The organism is Pseudomonas sp. S36 (genome assembly GCF_016647875.1).
GTDB classification, from domain to species: Bacteria; Pseudomonadota; Gammaproteobacteria; order Pseudomonadales; family Pseudomonadaceae; genus Aquipseudomonas; species Aquipseudomonas parafulva.
The window spans coordinates 21,478-41,632 of sequence record NZ_JACVVG010000024.1; the positions used below are offsets into that span (position 1 = coordinate 21,478).

Below are 20,155 nucleotides of genomic sequence, written 5' to 3' on the forward strand. Positions count from 1 at the left end.
AGTGAGCGAACTCATTCGCGTACCTGACATCGGCAGCGGTGAAGGTGAAATCATCGAGCTGTTCGTCAAGGTCGGTGACCGTATCGAGGCGGACCAGAGCCTGCTGACCCTGGAGTCCGACAAGGCCTCCATGGAGATCCCGGCACCGAAGGCTGGTGTGGTCAAGGAACTGAAGGTCAAGCTGGGCGACCGCCTGAAAGAAGGCGACGAGCTGCTGGTACTGGAAGCCGAAGGTGCCGCTGCTGCGGCCCCTGAGGCACCGGCGGCCGAGCAGAAGCCTGCAGCAGAAGCAGCGGCGCCAGCGCCTGCCGTAGAAGCTGCCCCGGCCCCCGCTGCTGCACCGGCTGCGGCCAGCGTGCAGGACATTCACGTGCCGGATATCGGTTCGTCGGGCAAGGCCAAGATCATCGAAGTGCTGGTGAAGGCTGGCGATACCGTCGAAGCCGACCAGTCGCTGATCACCCTGGAGTCCGACAAGGCCTCCATGGAAATCCCGTCCCCCGCCGCCGGCGTGGTGAAGGAAGTCATCGCCAAGCTGGACGATGAGGTTGGCACCGGTGACCTGATCCTCAAGCTGGAAGTGGCTGGCGCCGCGCCGGCCGCTGCTCCAGCCCCTGCGGCTGCGGCTGCGGCGCCGGCCAAGGCCGAGGCTGAACAGGCCGCGGCGACAAGTGCTCCTGCGCCTGCCGCCCCTGCCGCTGCACCTGCACCTGCTGCCGCTGCGCCGGCTGCCGGCAGCAACGCCAAGGTTCATGCCGGCCCTGCCGTGCGCCAGCTGGCCCGTGAATTCGGTGTCGAGCTGGGCGCAGTGGCGGCCAGCGGCCCACACGGTCGCATCCTGAAAGAAGACGTGCAGGTTTACGTCAAGGCCATGATGCAGAAGGCCAAGGAAGCACCCGCAGCTGCCGGTGCCACCGGTGGCGCAGGCATCCCGCCGATCCCTGCCGTGGACTTCAGCAAGTTTGGTGAAGTGGAAGAAGTGGCCCTGACCCGCCTGATGCAGGTCGGTGCTGCCAACCTGCACCGCAGCTGGCTGAACGTGCCGCACGTCACCCAGTTCGATTCTGCCGACATCACCGAGCTGGAAGCCTTCCGCGTGGCGCAGAAGGCTGTGGCCGAGAAAGCAGGCGTGAAGCTGACCGTGCTGCCGTTGCTGCTCAAGGCCTGCGCCTTCCTGCTCAAGGAACTGCCAGACTTCAACAGCTCGCTGGCCCCAAGCGGCAAGGCGATCATCCGCAAGAAGTACGTCAACGTCGGTTTCGCCGTGGACACCCCGGATGGCCTGCTGGTACCGGTGATCAAGAACGTCGACCAGAAGAGCTTGCTGCAACTGGCTGCCGAAGCCGCGGCGCTGGCCGAAAAAGCCCGCACCAAGAAGCTGTCGGCTGACGAGATGCAGGGCGCCTGCTTCACCATCTCCAGCCTCGGCCACATTGGCGGCACCGGCTTCACGCCGATCGTCAACGCACCGGAAGTTGCAATCCTGGGGGTCTCGAAAGCCACCATGCAGCCGGTGTGGGATGGCAAGGCCTTCCAGCCCAAGCTGATGCTGCCGCTGTCGCTGTCCTACGATCACCGTGTGATCAATGGCGCTGCCGCCGCGCGCTTCACCAAGCGTCTGGGCGATGTGCTGGGCGACATCCGCACCCTGCTGCTGTAACGCTGCACACTGCCCCTCCTGGCGAGGGGCAGGACTTTTTTCGAGCTGCCACGCTCGTACCTCAACCCCGTCGTTTGGCGGGGCTTTTTTTTGTCCGCCGAAAAACCCGAGGCGATCTAACTTTCCCGCCCACCTGGCCGATAACCATTACACACCCTCAAACATGGCCGCTTGCCAGCCATAGGGACATGATGCAACCTTGCCAGATTCGACGTGGTCCAACGGGCGCGTTCCCTCTTCAAGCGAGTCTTCGATGAAAAGCCAAACCGATGCCGCCAGCCGTGTGGCGGCCGAGGTCGTCACGCCGTTACCCGTGCCGTCGCGGCTGGGTATGCTGCGGTTCGAAAGGCTCAACGAGGCAAGCTGGTCGCTGCTGTACCTGGACCCGGCCTGCGAACGCCAGTTTGGCCTGCACGCCGGCGATTTGTGCGCCCTGGTGGATGCCCCCTACGCCAGCCTGATGGAGCCTGAGGCCCGCTACCGGCTGCACGACGACATCCAACTGCAATTGGCCCAGCGTGCCTATTACCGGGTGCGCTACACCCTGCATACCCCAAGCGCCTCACTGCGCATGCTGGAAGTGGGCGAAGGCTACAAGCAACACAACCGTCAGCTGCTGCGCGGCTACCTGAGCGTGCTGGACGACCACCCCGAAGACACCGGCGAGACCGCCAGTGAGCTTGAGTCGCGCAACAACCGTCTGCAATTGGCCCTGCAACTGAACCAGCGTGCCCAGCAGGAACAACTGGAACACCTGGAGCGGGTGCGCAGCCAGCAGGACCTCATCCTGCGCCTGGCACGCCAGCGGTACAGCGCCGAAAACTCACTGCTCGAAGCCGCCGAACTGATCACCCGCAGCGCTTGCGAAATCTACAAGATCGACTGCGCTGGTATCTGGCACCTGGAAGACCAGCGCCTCGAACCCATCACCGCCTGGTACAGCGACGTGCAGGCCTACCGCCAGCCCGAAGCCATTGACGCCAGCCGCTTCCCCGACTACCTGGACGCCCTGCACGCCAGCCGTGCCATCGACGCCCACAATGCCGGCCACGACCCCCGCACCCGCGCCCTGTTGCAAAGCATGGGCCCCGGCAACAAGGCGATGCTAGACGCCAGTATCCGCGTCGACGGCCAGGTGGTAGGCGTGCTGTGCCTTGAGCAGACCGGGCAGACGCGCGCCTGGCAGTCAGACGAAATTGCCTTTGCCGGCGAGCTGGCCGACCAGTTCGCCCAAGTGATCACCAACCACAACCGCCGTGCAGCCACCAGCGCGCTGCACCTGTTCCAGCGAGCGGTGGAACAAAGTGCCAGTGCCTTCCTGCTGGTGAACCGCGATGGCCAGGTGGAATATGTAAACCCGAGTTTCACCGCCATTACCCAGTACAGCACCGATGAAGTCCAGGGCCACCACCTGGGTGAGTTGCCCGCGCTGGAAAACCTCAACGAACTGCTGTTCGATTCCCCTTCCAGCCTGGCCATGGGCAACAGCTGGCAGGGCGAATTCAAAAGCCGGCGCAAGAACCTGGAGCCCTACTGGGGCCAGTTGTCGATCTCCAAGGTGTACGGCGACAACCGCGAGCTGACTCACTACATCGGCATCTACGAAGACGTCACCCAGACCAAGCTGGCGCAGCAGCGCATCGAGCGGCTGGCCTACACCGACAACCTGACCAACCTGGGTAACCGCCCTGCCTTCATCCGCAGCCTGGACGAATGCTTCGCCCGCGACGTGCAAAACGCCATGTGCCTGTTGTTGGTAGACATCGACAACTTCAAGCGCATCAACGACAGCCTGGGCCACCACACCGGCGACAAGCTGCTGATCAGCCTGGCGAGGCGCTTGCGCAACAGCCTGCACGCCGGCGGCATCCTGGCGCGCTTCGCCAGTAACGAGTTCGCCGTGCTGCTCGACGACACCAGCCTGGAAGCGGGCCAGAGCGTGGCGCAGCAGTTGCTGCATACCCTCGACAAACCGATGTTCGTCGACAACCAGTTGATCAACGTCACCGCCTCGGTGGGCCTGGCCAGTGCGCCGCAGCACGGCGCCGACCCCACCAGCCTGATGAAGAACGCAGGCCTTGCCCTGCACAAGGCCAAGGCCAACGGCAAGCACCAGGTGCAGGTGTTCACCGAGGTGCTCAATGCCGAGGCCAGCTACAAGCTGTTCGTCGAGAACAACCTGCGCCGCGCGCTGACCCAGAACGAGCTGGAGGTGTTCTACCAGCCCAAGCTGTGCCTGCGCAGTGGCCGGCTGCTGGGCCTGGAAGCCTTGCTGCGCTGGAACCACCCCGAGCGCGGCATGATCCGCCCGGACCAGTTCATCAGCGTGGCCGAAGAAACCGGCCTGATCATCCCCATCGGCAAATGGGTGGTGCGTCAATCCTGCCGCATGAGCAAAGCGTTGCGCGAAGCCGGCCTGGGCAACCTGCATGTGGCCATCAACCTGTCGCCCAAGCAGTTCTCCGACCCGGACCTGGTGGCTTCGATCAGCAGCATCATTCGCGAGGAAGGGCTGCCGGCGCACCTGCTGGAACTGGAACTGACCGAAGGGCTGCTGCTGGAGGCCAGCGACGACACGCACCGCCAGCTGGATGAACTGAAAGCCCTTGGCCTGACCCTGGCCATGGACGACTTTGGCACCGGCTACTCATCGCTGAGCTACCTGAAGAAGTTTCCGATCGACATCCTCAAGATCGACCGCAGCTTCATCAATGATATCCCGGACAACCAGGACGACATGGAAATCACCTCGGCGGTGGTGGCCATGGCGCACAACCTGAAGCTGAAAGTGGTGGCAGAGGGCATCGAAACACCCGCCCAGCTGGCGTTTCTGCGCCGCCACCGCTGCGACATTGGCCAGGGATACCTGTTCGACCGGCCGATTCCAGGGCGCGAGCTTGCCGAGCGATTGAAGCGTTACCCACGCGGGCCGGTGGCCTGACAGCAGCATAAACCTCGGGCACTATAGAGCCCATGAGGGCCTCTTCGCCTACAAGCCCACCACGGATTTCAAATACTGTTAAAGGCCTGTGGGAGCGGGTTTACCCGCGAATGCCTCAGCCCCTATCCAACTGAAAAAACACAGAGGAACGGCCATGGTCCTGCGTTCGGAAATCCTGGTGAACAAAAACGTCATGCCTACAGCGGAACAGGCCCTGCCTGGCCGCGAAACGCCAATGAGCCTGCCCGAATTCCATTACGTGTTCGAAGGCACGCCGCTACTCGGCCCCTTCTTCGAAGGCGCTATCGACTTCGCCATTTTCGGCCTGGGTTGCTTCTGGGGCGCCGAGCGCCGCTTCTGGCAGCGTGAAGGTGTGGTCAGCACGGTGGTTGGCTACGCTGGCGGCTTCACCCCAAACCCTACCTACGAAGAAGTCTGCTCGGGCCTGACCGGCCACACCGAAGTAGTGCTGGTGGTGTTCGACAAGGACAAGGTCAGCTACCGTGAGCTGCTGGCCATGTTCTGGGAACTGCACAACCCCACCCAAGGCATGCGCCAGGGCAACGATGTCGGCACCCAGTACCGCTCGGCCATCTACTGCACCAGCCCGCAACAGCTGGAACAGGCCAAGGCCAGCCGCGACGCCTTCCAGGCTGAACTGAGCAAGGCTGGCTTCGGCGAAATCACCACTGAAATCGACCAGGCACCGACGGTGTACTTCGCCGAGGCCTACCACCAGCAGTACCTGGCCAAGAACCCCCAGGGCTACTGCGGTATCGGCGGTACCGGCGTGTGCCTGCCGCCTAGCCTGCAGGGTAACTGAAGCATGAGCACGATGACCCTGTTTCACGCCCCCTTGTCGCCATTCGTGCGCAAGGTCATGGTGGTGTTGCACGAAACCGGCCAGCTGCAGCGTGTAAAACTGCACACGGTGGATATCAGCCCGGTGAGCGGTGATGCGCAGCTCAACCAGGGCAACCCGATCGGCAAGATCCCGGCCCTGCGCCTGGATGACGGCACCGTGCTGCATGACAGCCGGGTCATCTGCGAATACCTTGACCAGCAGCACGTGGGCCAGCCGCTGCTGCCCCGGGAAGGCTCTGCCCGCTGGCGGCGCATGACGCTGGCATCCCAGGCCGATGCAATCATGGATGCGGCGGTTTCCAGCCGCTACGAAAGCTTCTTGCGGCCTGAGGACAAGCGTTGGGGTGGGTGGCTGGAGGCTCAGGCCGAAAAAATCCGCCGCAGCCTTGCCAACCTGGAGCGAGAGCACCTGGCTGAGTTGGCATCCGGGTTCGACCTGGCAGCCATTGGCTTGGCGTGTGCACTGGGGTATCTGGACCTGCGCCAGCCCGAATTTGGCTGGCGGGAGTGCCAGCCAGGGTTGGCAGCGTGGTATGCCGAGGTGAGCCTGCGGCCGTCCATGGTGGCGACCGCTCCAGTGGCGTGAGCGGCCTCATCGCGGGTCTGCCCGCGATGGCCCCAGCCCATTTTCAAGCCGCAAACCTCAGCCTATTCAGCAACCCGGCTTGCCCGCTGTGTATTTCTTCGCCGGGTTGACTGCAGCCTTGAACTCGCGCAGGGCCTTGGCGCCCACCAGCAGCGGGTAGTTGAAGTGGCTACGGTCCACAAGGTTGACCTCGACCGTACGCTTCACATCGCCCAGGCAAAGCTCAAGGTCTACCACCGGCCGTTTAGTCGCCTCGGGCGCATCTCCTTCATCGTCCTCTTCGGCGCGCGCCTTGATCTTGCTAATGCGCGATACCTTGTGCTCGTACACCTTGCCGTCCGCATCCTGGGTGGCAAGGCGGAAACGCACCCATTCCTCGCCGTCACGGGTGAAGCGTTCGATGTCCTTTGCCGACAACGACGCCGTGTAGGCACCGGTGTCCATCTTGGCTTTCAGCGTTTCACCGATCTCCGGCAGTGCGATGTTTTCGTAACGTCCATACACGGTAGGCTCGGCGGCCATCACCGGTAGCGCCAACAGTGACAGCAGGGCAAACAGTGGTTTCACAGGCAAGCTTCCTTGAGAGGGGTCGGTGCTTAGACTGCACCGGCAGAAGAGGTTCGCTGTCGCAAGCCTAACCAACATAATGTGAAACATTTGTCTTCATCGCAGCGCATTGGACATTTGGCGTAGGCCAACGCCCTGCTTATCATTGCCAACAGTTTTCATCCCACAACAAGAGTTTCCTTATGCGTCGCCTGCTGACCGGCATTCTCACCACCACCCTGCTGCTGCTCAACACCCTGGTGTTGATCGGCCCGCTGCTGGTATTCGCCCTGATCAAACTGGTGCTGCCAGGGCGTGGCCGCGACTACGCCTCATGGGCAGTGATGTGGGTGGCCGAAACCTGGTCGGAAATCGACAAAGCCATCTTCGCCCTGTGCATCCCTACCCAGTGGGACATTCGCGGTGTCGAAAGCCTGCGCAAAGATACTTCGTACCTGGCGGTGAGCAACCACCAAAGCTGGGTAGATATCCCCGCACTGATCGAAAGCCTCAACCGCCGCACGCCGTTCTTCAAATTCTTCCTGAAAAAAGAGCTGATCTGGGTGCCGCTGCTGGGCCTCGCCTGGTGGGGCCTGGACTACCCCTTCATGAAGCGTTACAGCAAGGCGTTTTTGGAGAAGCACCCCGAGCTCAAGGGCAAGGACCTGGAAATCACCAAGGCCGCCTGTGAGCTGTTCCGGCGCCAACCGGTGACCGTGGTCAATTACCTGGAAGGCACCCGCTTCACCGAAGCCAAGCGGTTGGAACAGCAATCGCCCTATCGCCACCTGCTCAAACCCAAAGCCGGCGGTGTGGCCTTCGTGCTGGCGGCGCTGGGTGAGCAGCTCGATGCCCTGCTGGACGTGACCATCGTGTACCCCGGCAACAAGGCGCCAGGGTTCTGGGACCTGCTTAATGGCAGTGTCAGCCGGGTGATCATTGATATTCAGGTACGCGAACTGGACCCGGCGCTGTGGGCGGGGGATTATGAGAATGATCCGGAGTTTCGCCAGACTGTGCAGGCCTGGGTGAACCGGTTGTGGGTGGAGAAGGATCAGCGGATTGAGCAATTGCGGGGCGAAATGGGCTGAACTATTCGCCGCCTGATTTGGGCAACTTCGCGGGTAAACCCGCTCCCACAGTGCCCGCGCCGACCGTCAGACCGAAGGCTGGACTAACGGCGCCGGTGCCGTCCACAAGCTACCCAGATGCTGCAACAACGACCCGGCAATCCCTTGCTGCCCGAGGTACTGCAGAATCAACGGCGCGAACTGCCCGATCATGCCGGTATCCATGCCCAACGCCTTGAACGCGCTGTCCAGGTCATTGCGGTTTTCGACATTGCCCAGCGCATTGTTCAGCGCCGAGCGCTGCTCAGTATGCTTACCGAGCAGTTCACCGAGTCCATTGAGGCTACCCAGTGCATTTGCGCCCGCCAGCAGGTCCAGGCCGGGCACCGCCTTGGTCAGCTGGCCGTATTCATCACCACTGAGGTTGTTGCGCGCCAGGCCCAGCATGGCGCCAGCGCCGCCTAGCGCCTGTTCCGGGCTGATCTTGAGTTCGCTGCCGAGGGTGTTGAGCAGGTCGGCCTGCGCTTGCGGGGCCTGCACGTTGCCTTGCTCGCCCTGCATGGCCGAAACGACGTTGGCAGCGTCGTTGAGGTTGAAGGCGAACACCGGGCTAGCGGCCAGGGTCATCAAGGTTGCCAGGGTGAGTGCTTTCATCGTAACGGACCTCGTTGCCCACAATGGTCGGAAACGACGTGTTGGACTGGAAGTCCAGGGGAATGTTTCAGGCCGCGCGTCGGCTGAAACGGCATAACGAACCACCGCCTACGGAGGCTCACTGATACTTTTGCCAGTTGAGGCTCACCGATAGTCGTCAAACACTCGACGCAGCCGCTGTAACGATCATCCTGTTCATAATGGGGAGCTGTGTCATGTTGAAAGATACCAATCACCGGATGTTCCATGCTGGCAAGCATCTTGTCACAGTGGTCCATGCACGCGGCGCTACATCCTTGCTACGCGCTGGACGACTACCGCTCGCCCAATTGAGCACAGAGCCGCCGCACGCCTCGTTGCTACTGGCTTCGGATGAGAAAGCGTCTGTGCTCAACGCCCTGCAAAACCGCCAGGGGCAGCCCATCACTTATGATGTGTATGGCTATGCCTTGTCGCACAGCGAGTTGTTACTGAGGTTCGATGGCGAATTTCATGATGCCATCACCCACTTGATGTGCATGGGCAACGGTAAACGCTATCGTGATCCAAGGATGAGTCGGTTTCTCCAACCGGATGAGCTGTCGCCCTTTGGGAAGGGTGGTGTGAATGCCTATGGGTACGTATCGGGTGACCCGGTCAACCGCGTCGATCCGTCCGGGCAGTTCTCGTGGCTGATCAAGACCTTTCGAAGGGTTCAGAAGTTTTTCGGCAAGGGTAAAAACCCACCACCTCAACACGCAAATTTCGAGATGGCCATTGTGAACGACCGGCAGCGCTCGCCACAACCTGGTCCGTCGCGGCTGGCTTCACAAACCGTAATGACTCCGATGTCGAATGATTCGAGGACCGCAGGTACAACGACTTCAACATTGATCAGTGCACCTGACGCCGGTTCGCGCAAATTTTTACGGTATGAAACTTCCCGTGAGGGAACCTATGTTGTCTATCGAACGGGTGGAGGGATTCTTGTGCGAGCACACTACCCAACACATGAAATCACCGTCCAAACGAACGGGTACACGCTATCTGACGGGTCCACAATGTCCTACAACAGAAGCAGTGTAGTTTTAAACCCCAGTTCGGGAAGAGACAGAGTGAGACACGCGCAGTGAGCCCAGCGTGCTACCCGGTAGCGATACGGCCCGCAGGGGCAGCCGAAGTCAATTGCAGTGTAGCTGAGGGCACACAAACGTGGCGCTGCACGCGAGGCCCTAGCTTCCAAGTGACCGACGTGGCAGGTGGGAGCTACCCGATGACAGACCTGATAGTTCTGTCAGTTGCCTCTTCTCAGCAGGCCATGGACACTTTTGCTGTGACCCACCGAGAAAGGGAGCTGCCGATGATCACGCGTATACCTACAGCGCTGTAGTAGCTTCAAGGCGGGCCGCCAGTCAGCGTTGAACACGGCTGGTCAGCGAACTGCGTTTTCCATGACACACTGTTTGCGATCAGTGCCGTGAACGCGAGCCAGCAGCCACTTCCAGAGCGAAGCGTAAGAGAGCGAATTTCACGAGGCGCTAAAGATGAATAACAAGCCAACGATGTACTTCTACCGGAATAAAAAAATAACCACTGTCAAATCAGATAATCGCACACGCTGCGTCTTTCGAAGCAATGAAGCAATTTTAGCTGAACGCCCCATGCAAACGCCGAATGCCACCCACCTTTACGCAACAAGCCAGTCGGGATCGGTATTGAGATCTTCACTTGCCGATTCAGCAGTACATAACTACTCCGCCTATGGCTATGGCTCAACGCTGAACAGCTTCACGTTTGCGTTTAATGGTGAAATGTGGCAGCAGCCTTCAGCGAAATACCTCCTCGGGGACGGATACAGACTTTACAGCCCCGCCATCATGCGTTTTCTGTCGCCAGACATTCTCAGCCCTTTCCGTGAGGGCGGCATTAACCCCTTCAATTATTGTGGGGGGGACCCGATCAATTATACGGATCCATCAGGCGCTTTTCGCATATTTTCCAAACTCCGAGGCCGCCCGCGCCTTCCAAAGGCACTTAAAAACCTCCCGTCCTCAGAGCTGGAGCACGAGCTGTCTCTAGACCCTCCAAATTACAACTCGGTAGATCTAGGACCACCCCCTCCTTCTTACAATAGAACAGTTACAACTTACCTGAAGGAACTGGAGACTTTTCTCCCAGGGGCGAAGAAAAACCTGGACAAATTTACTAAACGGATTGATCAATTCGATCACTATATCGAACGACAAACAGCAAAAGTCGATAAAGTTCTAAAAGAGCGCTCCGATATTATACAGAGACAACAACTTTATCCCTCGAATGACAGGATGCAAGGAACCCTGAGCTATCTGGAGCGGAGAGCCACCATCGAGGTCAATTATTACAGAAATAAAATAACGAAATTTGAAATGGATAGAGATCACATCGTGTTCTGGGTGGACAAGATTCGCACCGCCCGTTAGATAGCGCTCACCCTGCAGCGATGTATGAACAGACTGCAGTACAAGGACCCCTCAACCAGCCAAGGGGTCCTTATTCAACGCCTCACGCAGCACTAAACGTGCTGTGCGGGTCAATCACAAACTTCTTCGGCACGCCCGCATCGAATTCGCCATACCCTTCCGGCGCCTGATCCAAGCTGATCACCTGCACCCCAACGATCTCAGCGATATTGATGCGGTCCCACATGATCGCCTGCATCAGCTGACGGTTGTACTTCATGGTTGGGGTTTGACCGGTATGGAAGCTGTGCGACTTGGCCCAGCCCAGGCCGAAGCGGATGCTCAGTGCGCCGATCTTGGCGGCGGCATCCACCGCACCCGGGTCTTCCGTCACGTACAGGCCGGGGATACCGATCTGGCCGGCAACACGGGTGACCTGCATCAGCGAGTTGAGCACCGTGGCCGGGGCTTCATGCTTGGCGCCTTCATGGCCATGGCCGCGGGCTTCGAAGCCAACGGCATCGACAGCGCAATCCACTTCTGGCTCGCCGAGGATGTCGACGATCTGTTCGTGCAGCGGGGTGTCCTTGGACAGGTCGACCACTTCGAAGCCTTGGGACTTGGCGTGGGCCAGGCGCGCAGGGTTGAGGTCGCCCACAATCACGCACGCGGCGCCCAGCAGGCGGGCCGAAGCAGCGGCAGCCAGGCCGACCGGGCCAGCGCCCGCGACGTAAACGGTGCTGCCAGGGCCAACGCCCGCAGTCACGGCACCGTGGTAGCCGGTTGGCAGGATGTCGGACAGGCAGGTCAGGTCACGGATTTTCTCCATGGCCTTGTCGCGCTCAGGCAGTTTCAGCAGGTTGAAGTCGGCGTATGGCACCAGCACGTACTCGGCCTGGCCGCCGGTCCAGTCGCCCATGTCTACATAGCCATAGGCACCACCGGCACGGGCGGGGTTGACAGTGAGGCAGACACCCGTGTGCATTTCTTTGCAGGAGCGGCAACGGCCGCAGGCCACGTTGAACGGTACCGATACCAGGTCGCCGATCTGCATGCGCTCGACGTCGCTGCCCTTCTCGACGATTTCACCGGTGATTTCGTGGCCCAGCACCAGGCCGACCTGGGCAGTGGTGCGGCCGCGGACCATGTGCTGGTCAGAGCCGCAGATGTTGGTGGAAACCACCTTGAGGATCACGCCGTGCTCGATTTTCTTGCCGCGCGGATCTTGCATCTTGGGGTAGTCGATCTTTTGTACTTCGACCTTGCCAGCGCCGAGATACACCACTCCACGGTTACCAGACATGCTCTTACCTCGCTTGATTTGTACTTATGCAGCGGTGGTTGAACGCGCCGCCATCCATGGGCGGCATGTGTTACTGGAATGAAGGGAATTGTGGGCCGGATAAAGCGGGGTGCACTGACTGGGAGCGACAGGGAGATGCCTTTTAGCGGCAGGGGTGTCGTTGGCGGGTAAGAGAGGGCTCAGACGGAGGCGGTGAGCTGTACCAGCTTTTCGCGGCTAAAGCCGCTCCTACAGGGACCGCGTCAACTTGCAGGAGCGGCGTTAGCCGAGAAGAGGCCGGTACAGGCTAGAGCACAACCGTCCGGTTGGCGTTGAGGAACACTCGTTTTTCGATGTGATACCCCACCGCCCTCGCCAGCGTCAGGCATTCGATGTCACGCCCCTTGGCGATCAGGTCTTCGGGGTAATGGCTGTGGTCCACCACTTCGACGCCCTGGGCGATGATCGGCCCTTCGTCCAGGTCGTTGTTGATGTAGTGCGCGGTGGCACCGACCATCTTCACACCCTTGTTGTAGGCCTGGTGATAAGGCTTGGCGCCCTTGAACCCAGGCAACAGCGAGTGGTGAATGTTGATTGCCCAGCCATCCAGGCGCCGGCACAACTCGGGCGACAGCACCTGCATGTACCGGGCAAGAATCACCAACTCGGCACCCGTGTCCTCGATCACCTGCAGTACTTTGCGTTCTTGCCCGGGCTTGTCCTTGGGGTCGAGGGCAAAGTGGTAGTAAGGGATCTTGTGCCAGTGGGCCAATGGCTCCAGGTCGGGGTGGTTGGACACCACCGCCACCACGTCCATGGCCAGCTGGCCAATGCGCTGACGATACAGCAGGTCATTCAGGCAGTGGTCGGCCTTGGACACCATGATCACCACCTTGGGGCGGTGGTTGGGCGCGGTCAGCTCGAAGGCCATGCCAAAAGCCTGGCTGCGTTCGGCCAGGCCTGCACGCAGGCCGTGTTCGTCAAAACCGTCAGGTACGCGAAACTCCACGCGGATGAAGAACCGCCCTGACAACCGGTCATCGAAGGAGTGGTGCTCCGTGACGTAGCAGCGTTGCTCGAAGAGATAACGCGTCACCACGTCGACGGTACCGAGCATGCTCGGGCAGTCGGCGGTGAGAATCCAGGTATCCGGTGCCCGACTCATGGTGTTTCTCCTTAGGCCTCGATGGCCAGACCGTACTCAGCCGATGCGTCCTGCAGCCACAACCACCAGTAGTCCGAGAAGCTGCGGCGGATCACCAGTTCCCAGGTGTCTTCGGCCGTACGGCGGATCACCAGTTGCGACTTGGCGAAAACGGTGCCCACAGCCTTGCCGACCGGGAAGTTGTTCGGGTGTACGTCGTAGCTGGTGGACTTCATCAGCACTTCGCGCACGTTCGGGCCGCGCAGCTCCAGCAGGCTCTGCCCACCGCTGACGTTGACCACCTGGATGTGCTGGCCTTCAAGGGCAGCACGCAGCTTTTGCTCCACCGCCAGTTCCTGGCCGCCGGGTACGATCAGCAGCCACTCATCCGGCCCCACCCACTGCAGCGACATGTCGTTGCTGGCGACCACGGTCAGCGCGACCGGCAGCTCGAGGCCCAGGGCCTTGTGCACACCAGCGGCGAATTCCGGGTTATGGCCGTCACCGCGCAGGGTGAGGTGGCCGAGGAACTTGCGTTCACGCAGGATCACGCCTGCATTGTTGCGGCCCTTGCCCACCAGGCTGGCCAGGTCGGCATGGTGCAGCGGCGACTGGGCCTTGGCCTCGGCGCCGGGGTTTTGCTGGAAGACGTTGATAGCGCTCATTTCTTACCTGCCTTGAATTCTGTAGGTCGCGTACGGTGCCATGGCGGGTGGTGCATCCTGTAGGAGTGGATTTACCCGCTCCTACAGGGACCTCATTACCCGCCCGGCACCGTTTGCCATCCGGGGACTTAGACGTTCTGCCGCTCACCCTTCGGATCGAAGAACACCGAAGACACGATTTCCGCCTCGATCACGCTGCCGTCTGCCTGTGGCGAGTAAACGCGCTCGCCCATGCGCTTGAGGCCGCCCTTGACCACGCCCATGGCAAACGAATAGCCCAGGGAGTTGGCGGCGTAGCTGGAGGTCACGTGGCCGACCATGTCCATCGGAATGGCTTGCTTGGGGTCGAACACCAGTTGCGCGCCTTCAGGCAGCCACTTGGTGGGGTCGATCGGCTTCAGGCCTACCAGTTGCTTGCGGTTCTCGCGCACGCAGTCTTCACGGTTCATGCCACGCAGGCCGATCCACGAGAACGGCTTGTTGCGGCCCACGCACCAGCTCATGTTCAGGTCGTCCGGGTTCATCGAACCATCGGTATCCTGGCCCACGATGATGAAGCCCTTCTCGGCGCGCAGCACGTGCATGGTTTCGGTGCCATACGGGGTCAGGTTGTACTTCTTGCCAGCCTCGATGATCTGCTCGAGTACGCCCATGGCGTAGTTGGCCTGTACGTTGACCTCGTAGGAAAGCTCACCGGTGAACGAAATACGGAACACCCGCGCCGGTACCCCACCCACGTTGCCTTCCTTCCAGGTCATGAACGGGAAGGCTTCCTTGTCCATGTCGATGTCGGTGAGTTCGCTCAACAGCTTGCGGCTGTTGGGGCCGGACAAGGTCATGGTGGCCCAGTGGTCGGTGACCGAGGTGAAGTACACCTTCAGCTCAGGCCATTCGGTCTGGTGGTACAGCTCCATCCACTGCAGCACACGTGCAGCGCCGCCGGTGGTGGTGGTCATGATGAAATGGTTATCGCCAACGCAGGCGGTTACGCCGTCGTCGAATACCATGCCATCTTCCTTGCACATCAGGCCGTAGCGGGCCTTGCCCACATCGAGCTTGGTCCAGGCGTTGGTGTAGATGCGGTTGAGGAACTCACGGGCATCCGGCCCCTGGATGTCGATCTTGCCCAGGGTCGAGGCGTCCAGCAAACCGACACTGTCACGCACGGCCTTGCACTCACGGGCAACGGCTGCATGAATGTCTTCGCCGGCCTTGGGGAAGTACCACGGGCGTTTCCACTGGCCGACATCTTCGAACTCGGCACCGTTCTTCACGTGCCAGGCATGCAGGGCAGTGAAGCGTACCGGTTCGAACAGGTGACCACAGTGCCGGCCCGCTACCGCACCGAAGGTGACCGGCGTGTAGTTGGGGCGGAACATGGTGGTGCCCATTTCCGGGATGGTGATGCCCATCGAACGGGCAGCGATGGCCAGGCCGTTGATGTTGCCCAGTTTACCCTGGTCGGTACCGAAGCCCAGTGCGGTGTAGCGCTTGACGTGCTCGACCGACTCGAAGCCCTCGCGGGTGGCCAGCTCGATGGCCGCGGCAGTGACGTCGTTCTGCTGGTCGACGAACTGCTTGGGTGCACGGGCAGTGCCCTTGTCGTGCGGCACCTGGAACAGCGCCACAGTGGCGTCTTCCTTGCGCGACACGGTTTTTGGCAGGGTGCCGACGGTGGCCTTGAAACCGGCTTCGGTGGCCGCGCGCACGCCGCCCTCAAAGCCATCGGCAATGGCGTCACCCAGCGGGTATACACCGTTGATGCCACCCACGCATTCACGTTTCTGCGGGGCCTTGCCCGGCACGAAGCCCAGAATGTCGTCACGCCATACCGGGCGACCGCCCAGGTGCGAAGCCAGGTGAACCACCGGGCTGTAGCCGCCGGAAGTGGCGATCAGGTCGCACTCGAGGGTTTCGCCTGGGCTGGTGACCTTGTGTGCCTGCACATCGATGGCTGCCACGCGGGCACCGGTAACATGCTTGCTGCCCTTGGCCTCGATCACGGCGCTGGAGGTGAGAATGCGGATACCCTTGGCACGTGCTTCTTCCACCAGCGAGCCACGCGGGTTGTGGCGCGCATCGGCGATGGCCACCACCTGCAGGCCGGCGTCGTGCCAGTCCAGCGCGGTACGGTAAGCGTGGTCGTTGTTGGTCGACAGCACCAGCTTGCGGCCCGGCGCCACGCCGTAGCGACGCACGTAGGTAGACACGGCACCGGCCAGCATGTTGCCCGGCACGTCGTTGTTGCCATAGACCAGCGGGCGCTCGTGGGCACCGGTCGCCAGCACGACACGCTTGGCGCGTACGCGGTGCACACGGTGGCGTACCTGGCCGATCGGCGCACGGTCACCCAGGTGGTCGGTGAGGCGCTCGTGAATGGTCAGGAAGTTATGGTCGTGGTAGCCGTTGACCGTGGCGCGTGGCAGCAGGGTCACTTCCGGCAGGCCTTCGAGCTCTTTCACCACCGCACTGACCCACTCGGCAGCCGGTTTGCCGTCGAGGGTTTCACGGGTGTCGAGCAGGCTGCCGCCGAACTCTTCCTGTTCGTCAGCCAGGATCACCCGGGCACCGCTGCGCGCAGCGGCCAGGGCAGCGGCCAGGCCAGCAGGGCCGGCACCCACGATCAGCACGTCGCAGTGCTGGTTCATGTAGTCGTAGCTGTCCGGGTCGTTCTGCAGCGGTGCACGGCCCAGGCCGGCAGCCTTGCGGATGTACTTCTCGTAGGTCATCCAGAACGACTTGGGGTACATGAAGGTTTTGTAGTAGAAGCCCGGCGGCATCATGCTGCCGCCTACCTTGCCGAGGATGCCCATGACGTCGTTGTTGACGTTCGGCCAGCCGTTGGTGCTGGTGGCAACCAGGCCCGAATACAGGGCCTGCTGGGTAGCACGCACGTTGGGGATCTGGGTGGCTTCGCTGGAGCCGATCTGCAGGATGGCGTTCGGCTCTTCGGTACCTGCCGCGATGATGCCGCGGGGGCGCGAGTACTTGAAGCTGCGGCCCACGATGTCAACGCCGTTGGCCAGCAGTGCGGCCGCCAGGCTGTCGCCGGCATAGCCCTGGTAGGTCTTGCCGTTGAAGGTGAAGTTCAACACCTTGCTGCGGTCGATGCGGCCGCCGCTGGCGAGGCGATAGGTCTGGCTCATACGTTGACTCCCCGTTCGTTTACAGCAGCCGAGCGCTCAGGCGTGTGTTCACGGGCGCTGACCTGCGGCTTCTCGCCAATCTTGTAGGTTTCCAGAATCTCGTAGGTCTCGGTGTTGCGGGTGACGTTGAAGTACTGACGGCAGCCGGCAACGTGGTCCCACAGCTCATGGTGGATACCGCGCGGGTTGTCACGGTAGAACATGTACGTGCCCCACTCCTCGTCGGAGCAGGCGCTGGGGTCCAGCGGGCGGGCGATGTGCGCCTGGCCAGAGGCGTGGAACTCTTCTTCGGAGCGCAGCTCGCCGCAGTGGGGACAGAAAATATGCAACATGACGGTGTCTCCGGTTAGTGGGCGACGGCGGCAGCGCCGTGTTCGTCGATCAGTGCGCCGTTGTAGAAACGGTCCATGGAGAACGGCGCAGCCAGTGGGTGCATTTCGCCCTTGGCCAGGCTCGCGGCGAAGACGTTGCCCGAACCCGGGGTCGCCTTGAAGCCGCCAGTACCCCAACCGCAGTTGAAGAACATGTTCTTGACCGGGGTTTTGGTGATGATCGGGCAGGCGTCCGGCGAGGTGTCGACGATGCCGCCCCACTGGCGGTTCATGCGCACGCGGGACAGGTTGGGGAACATCTCGACGATGGCCTGCAGGGTGTGCTCGATCACCGGGTACGAGCCGCGCTGGCCGTAGCCGACCCAGCTGTCGATACCGGCACCGATCACCAGGTCGCCCTTGTCGGACTGGCTGATGTAGCCGTGTACGGCGTTGGACATGATCACGCTGTCGATGATCGGCTTGATCGGCTCGGATACCAGGGCTTGCAGCGGGTGCGATTCCAGCGGCAGGCGGAAGCCGGCCAGCTTGGCCATGTGCCCGGAGTTACCGGCGGTGACCACACCGACGCGCTTGGCGCCGATGAAACCTTTGTTGGTTTCAACGCCGATGACCGCGCCGTTTTCCTTGCGGAAACCTGTGACTTCGGTCTGCTGGATCAGGTCCACGCCCAGGGCGTCTGCTGCACGGGCGAAGCCCCAGGCCACGGCATCGTGACGGGCCACGCCGCCACGGCGCTGCACGGTGGCACCCAAAATCGGGTAGCGGGTGTTCTTGGAGCAGTCCAGGTACGGGATCTCGGCCGCCACCTGGGCGGTGTTCAGCAGCTCGCCGTCCACGCCGTTCAGGCGGTTGGCACTGACGCGGCGCTCGGAGTCACGCATGTCCTGCAGGGTGTGGCACAGGTTGTACACGCCTCGCTGGGAGAACATGACGTTGTAGTTGAGGTCCTGGGACAGGCCCTCCCACAGCTTCATGGCGTGTTCGTACAGGTGCGCCGACTCGTCCCACAGGTAGTTGGAACGCACGATGGTGGTGTTACGGGCGGTGTTGCCGCCGCCCAGGTAACCTTTTTCGATCACCGCCACGTTGGTGATGCCGTGCTCCTTGGCCAGGTAGTAGGCCGTGGCCAGGCCATGGCCGCCACCGCCAACGATGACCACGTCGTACACCTTTTTCGGCGTGGGCGTGCGCCACATGCGCTGCCAGTTCTCGTGGTGGCTGAGGGAGTGCTTGAGAAGGCCGAAGCCCGAGTAACGTTGCATGGTGTGGGACTCCACTCAGCGGTAAACAGGGAAATCTGCGCACAGGGCCGCGACGTTCTTCGCCACATCGGCTTCCACGTCAGCGTCACCGAGGTTGTCGAGAATGTCGCAGATCCAGCCGGCCAGGGCCACGCACTGGGCCACCTTGAAGCCACGGGTAGTCACGGCCGGGGTGCCGATACGCAGGCCCGAGGTCACGAACGGCGACTGCGGGTCATTGGGCACGGCGTTCTTGTTGACGGTGATGTGCGCGCGGCCCAGGGCAGCGTCGGCGTCTTTGCCGGTGAGGCCCTGGCGAATCAGGCTGACCAGGAACAGGTGGTTGTCGGTACCGCCAGACACCACGTCGTAGCCACGGTCGACGAACACCTGGGCCATGGCCTGGGCGTTTTCGATGACTTGCTTCTGGTAGCTCTTGAACTCAGGCTCCAGCGCTTCCTTGAAGCACACCGCCTTGCCGGCGATCACGTGCATCAGCGGGCCGCCCTGGGCGCCCGGGAATACGGCGGCGTTGAGCTTTTTCTCGATTTCTTCGTTCGACTTGGCCAGGATCAGGCCGCCACGTGGGCCGCGCAGGGTCTTGTGGGTAGTGGTGGTGACCACATCGGCGAACGGGATCGGGTTCGGGTACAAGCCAGCGGCTACCAGGCCGGCAACGTGGGCCATGTCCACGAACAGCAGCGCACCGACTTTGTCGGCAATGGCGCGGAAGCGTGGGAAGTCGAGGGTCTTGGAGTAGGCCGAGAAGCCGGCAACGATCATTTTCGGCTTGTGCTCGACCGCCAGGCGCTCGACTTCGTCGTAGTCGATCAGGCCGGTGTTGGTGTCGATGCCGTACTGCACGGCGTTGTACAGCTTGCCCGACGACGACACTTTGGCACCGTGGGTCAGGTGGCCACCGTGGGCCAGGCTCATGCCCAGGATGGTGTCGCCCGGCTGCAGCAGTGCCAGGTACACGGCGCTGTTGGCGGAGGAGCCGGAGTGCGGCTGGACGTTGGCGTAATCGGCGCCGAACAGCTGCTTGGCGCGCTCGATGGCCAGCGCCTCGACTTTGTCGACGTGCTCGCAGCCGCCGTAGTAGCGCTTGCCCGGGTAGCCTTCGGCGTATTTGTTGGTCAGGCCGCTGCCTTGGGCCTGCATCACGCGCTTGGAGGTGTAGTTCTCCGAGGCGATCAGCTCGATGTGATCTTCCTGCCGCTGTTCTTCGGCATTCATCGCCGCCAGCAGTGCATCGTCGTAACCCTGGATCTGGTCTTGCTTGCTGAACATCTTGTCTCTCCCGGCAGCGATCATTTTTTGTTCGGAGGGTTCAACGACCCTTTGCGGCGATGGTATGACTGGCGGGGGCGTGTCAGATGCCTGCGCACGCCTTGCAATGGCGCGTTTACGACATTCGTTTTTTTGCGGGTGCTGCCGGCCTCTTCGCGGGTAAATCGGATCGCCGCACCGCCGCTCCCACTGGTACAGCAGAGCTCTGGAAGGTTGTACTGGCCCTGTGGGAGCGGGTTTACCCGCGAAGAGGCCAGCCCAGACAACCAGATACTCGACAATGCACAGCTTGTATAGGCAACTGCCAAAACGAT

General features: G+C 61.6%; 16 protein-coding genes. 7 read left to right on the top strand and 9 right to left on the bottom strand.

The window, feature by feature from the left end:
- Window position 1: 1 nt before the first annotated feature.
- From aceF to IAE36_RS14680, 4 genes are all read left to right on the top strand, one after another.
- Window positions 2-1,660, top strand: a complete 1,659-nt coding sequence (aceF, locus tag IAE36_RS14665) for a dihydrolipoyllysine-residue acetyltransferase (protein ID WP_201213144.1) — start codon at window positions 2-4, stop codon at window positions 1,658-1,660.
- 253 nt (window positions 1,661-1,913) lie between these two features.
- A complete protein-coding gene (locus tag IAE36_RS14670; protein ID WP_060483591.1) occupies window positions 1,914-4,601 on the top strand; it encodes a putative bifunctional diguanylate cyclase/phosphodiesterase in 2,688 nt (895 codons plus the stop codon).
- 154 nt (window positions 4,602-4,755) lie between these two features.
- Window positions 4,756-5,424: a peptide-methionine (S)-S-oxide reductase MsrA gene (gene msrA, locus IAE36_RS14675; protein WP_201162160.1), complete on the top strand. Its 669-nt coding sequence runs from the start codon at window positions 4,756-4,758 to the stop codon at window positions 5,422-5,424.
- Between the two features lie 3 nt (window positions 5,425-5,427).
- A complete protein-coding gene (locus IAE36_RS14680) occupies window positions 5,428-6,051 on the top strand; it encodes a glutathione S-transferase (RefSeq protein WP_201213147.1) in 624 nt (207 codons plus the stop codon).
- A 66-nt stretch (window positions 6,052-6,117) separates the two neighbouring features.
- Here the strand turns inward: IAE36_RS14680 and rloA2 are convergent, their stop codons facing one another.
- Window positions 6,118-6,618 (bottom strand): retropepsin-like aspartic peptidase RloA2, encoded by a 501-nt coding sequence (gene rloA2, locus IAE36_RS14685; protein WP_201162164.1) that lies wholly within the window; start codon window positions 6,616-6,618, stop codon window positions 6,118-6,120.
- Between the two features lie 182 nt (window positions 6,619-6,800).
- Between rloA2 and IAE36_RS14690 the strand changes: the two genes are divergently transcribed.
- On the top strand, window positions 6,801-7,688 hold the full coding sequence (locus tag IAE36_RS14690) for an acyltransferase (protein ID WP_028635272.1): 888 nt from the start codon (window positions 6,801-6,803) through the stop codon (window positions 7,686-7,688).
- Window positions 7,689-7,754: 66 nt separating this feature from the next.
- On the opposite strand, the gene IAE36_RS14695 is transcribed toward IAE36_RS14690, so the two are convergent.
- Complete coding sequence (locus tag IAE36_RS14695) at window positions 7,755-8,321, bottom strand: DUF2780 domain-containing protein (RefSeq protein ID WP_201213149.1); 567 nt, start codon at window positions 8,319-8,321, stop codon at window positions 7,755-7,757.
- A gap of 215 nt (window positions 8,322-8,536) precedes the next feature.
- On the opposite strand from IAE36_RS14695, the gene IAE36_RS14700 reads away from it, so the two are divergent.
- Both IAE36_RS14700 and IAE36_RS14705 read left to right on the top strand, forming a co-directional pair.
- Complete coding sequence (locus tag IAE36_RS14700; RefSeq protein ID WP_201213150.1) at window positions 8,537-9,433, top strand: RHS repeat-associated core domain-containing protein; 897 nt, start codon at window positions 8,537-8,539, stop codon at window positions 9,431-9,433.
- Between the two features lie 411 nt (window positions 9,434-9,844).
- The gene (locus tag IAE36_RS14705) at window positions 9,845-10,759 is read left to right on the top strand and encodes an RHS repeat-associated core domain-containing protein (RefSeq protein WP_201213151.1); all 915 of its coding nucleotides are present in this window, start codon (window positions 9,845-9,847) and stop codon (window positions 10,757-10,759) included.
- Between the two features lie 82 nt (window positions 10,760-10,841).
- Here the strand turns inward: IAE36_RS14705 and fdhA are convergent, their stop codons facing one another.
- From fdhA to IAE36_RS14740, 7 genes are all read right to left on the bottom strand, one after another.
- Window positions 10,842-12,041 (bottom strand): formaldehyde dehydrogenase, glutathione-independent, encoded by a 1,200-nt coding sequence (fdhA, locus tag IAE36_RS14710; RefSeq protein ID WP_201213152.1) that lies wholly within the window; start codon window positions 12,039-12,041, stop codon window positions 10,842-10,844.
- A gap of 286 nt (window positions 12,042-12,327) precedes the next feature.
- Entirely contained in the window at window positions 12,328-13,185 is an 858-nt protein-coding gene (gene purU / locus IAE36_RS14715; protein WP_028635273.1) for a formyltetrahydrofolate deformylase, read from the bottom strand.
- An 11-nt stretch (window positions 13,186-13,196) separates the two neighbouring features.
- On the bottom strand, window positions 13,197-13,829 hold the full coding sequence (locus IAE36_RS14720; protein ID WP_028635274.1) for a sarcosine oxidase subunit gamma: 633 nt from the start codon (window positions 13,827-13,829) through the stop codon (window positions 13,197-13,199).
- A 128-nt stretch (window positions 13,830-13,957) separates the two neighbouring features.
- Window positions 13,958-16,975 carry a sarcosine oxidase subunit alpha gene (locus IAE36_RS14725; protein ID WP_028635275.1) on the bottom strand — a complete coding sequence of 1,006 codons (3,018 nt, stop codon included), beginning with the start codon at window positions 16,973-16,975 and terminating at the stop codon, window positions 13,958-13,960.
- On the bottom strand, window positions 16,972-17,307 hold the full coding sequence (locus IAE36_RS14730) for a sarcosine oxidase subunit delta (RefSeq protein WP_028635276.1): 336 nt from the start codon (window positions 17,305-17,307) through the stop codon (window positions 16,972-16,974). Before IAE36_RS14730 ends, IAE36_RS14725 begins: the two co-directional genes overlap by 4 nt.
- 14 nt (window positions 17,308-17,321) lie before the next feature.
- Window positions 17,322-18,572: a sarcosine oxidase subunit beta family protein gene (locus IAE36_RS14735; RefSeq protein WP_028635277.1), complete on the bottom strand. Its 1,251-nt coding sequence runs from the start codon at window positions 18,570-18,572 to the stop codon at window positions 17,322-17,324.
- Window positions 18,573-18,587: 15 nt separating this feature from the next.
- Window positions 18,588-19,841 carry a serine hydroxymethyltransferase gene (locus IAE36_RS14740; protein ID WP_028635278.1) on the bottom strand — a complete coding sequence of 418 codons (1,254 nt, stop codon included), beginning with the start codon at window positions 19,839-19,841 and terminating at the stop codon, window positions 18,588-18,590.
- Window positions 19,842-20,155 lie beyond the last annotated feature (314 nt).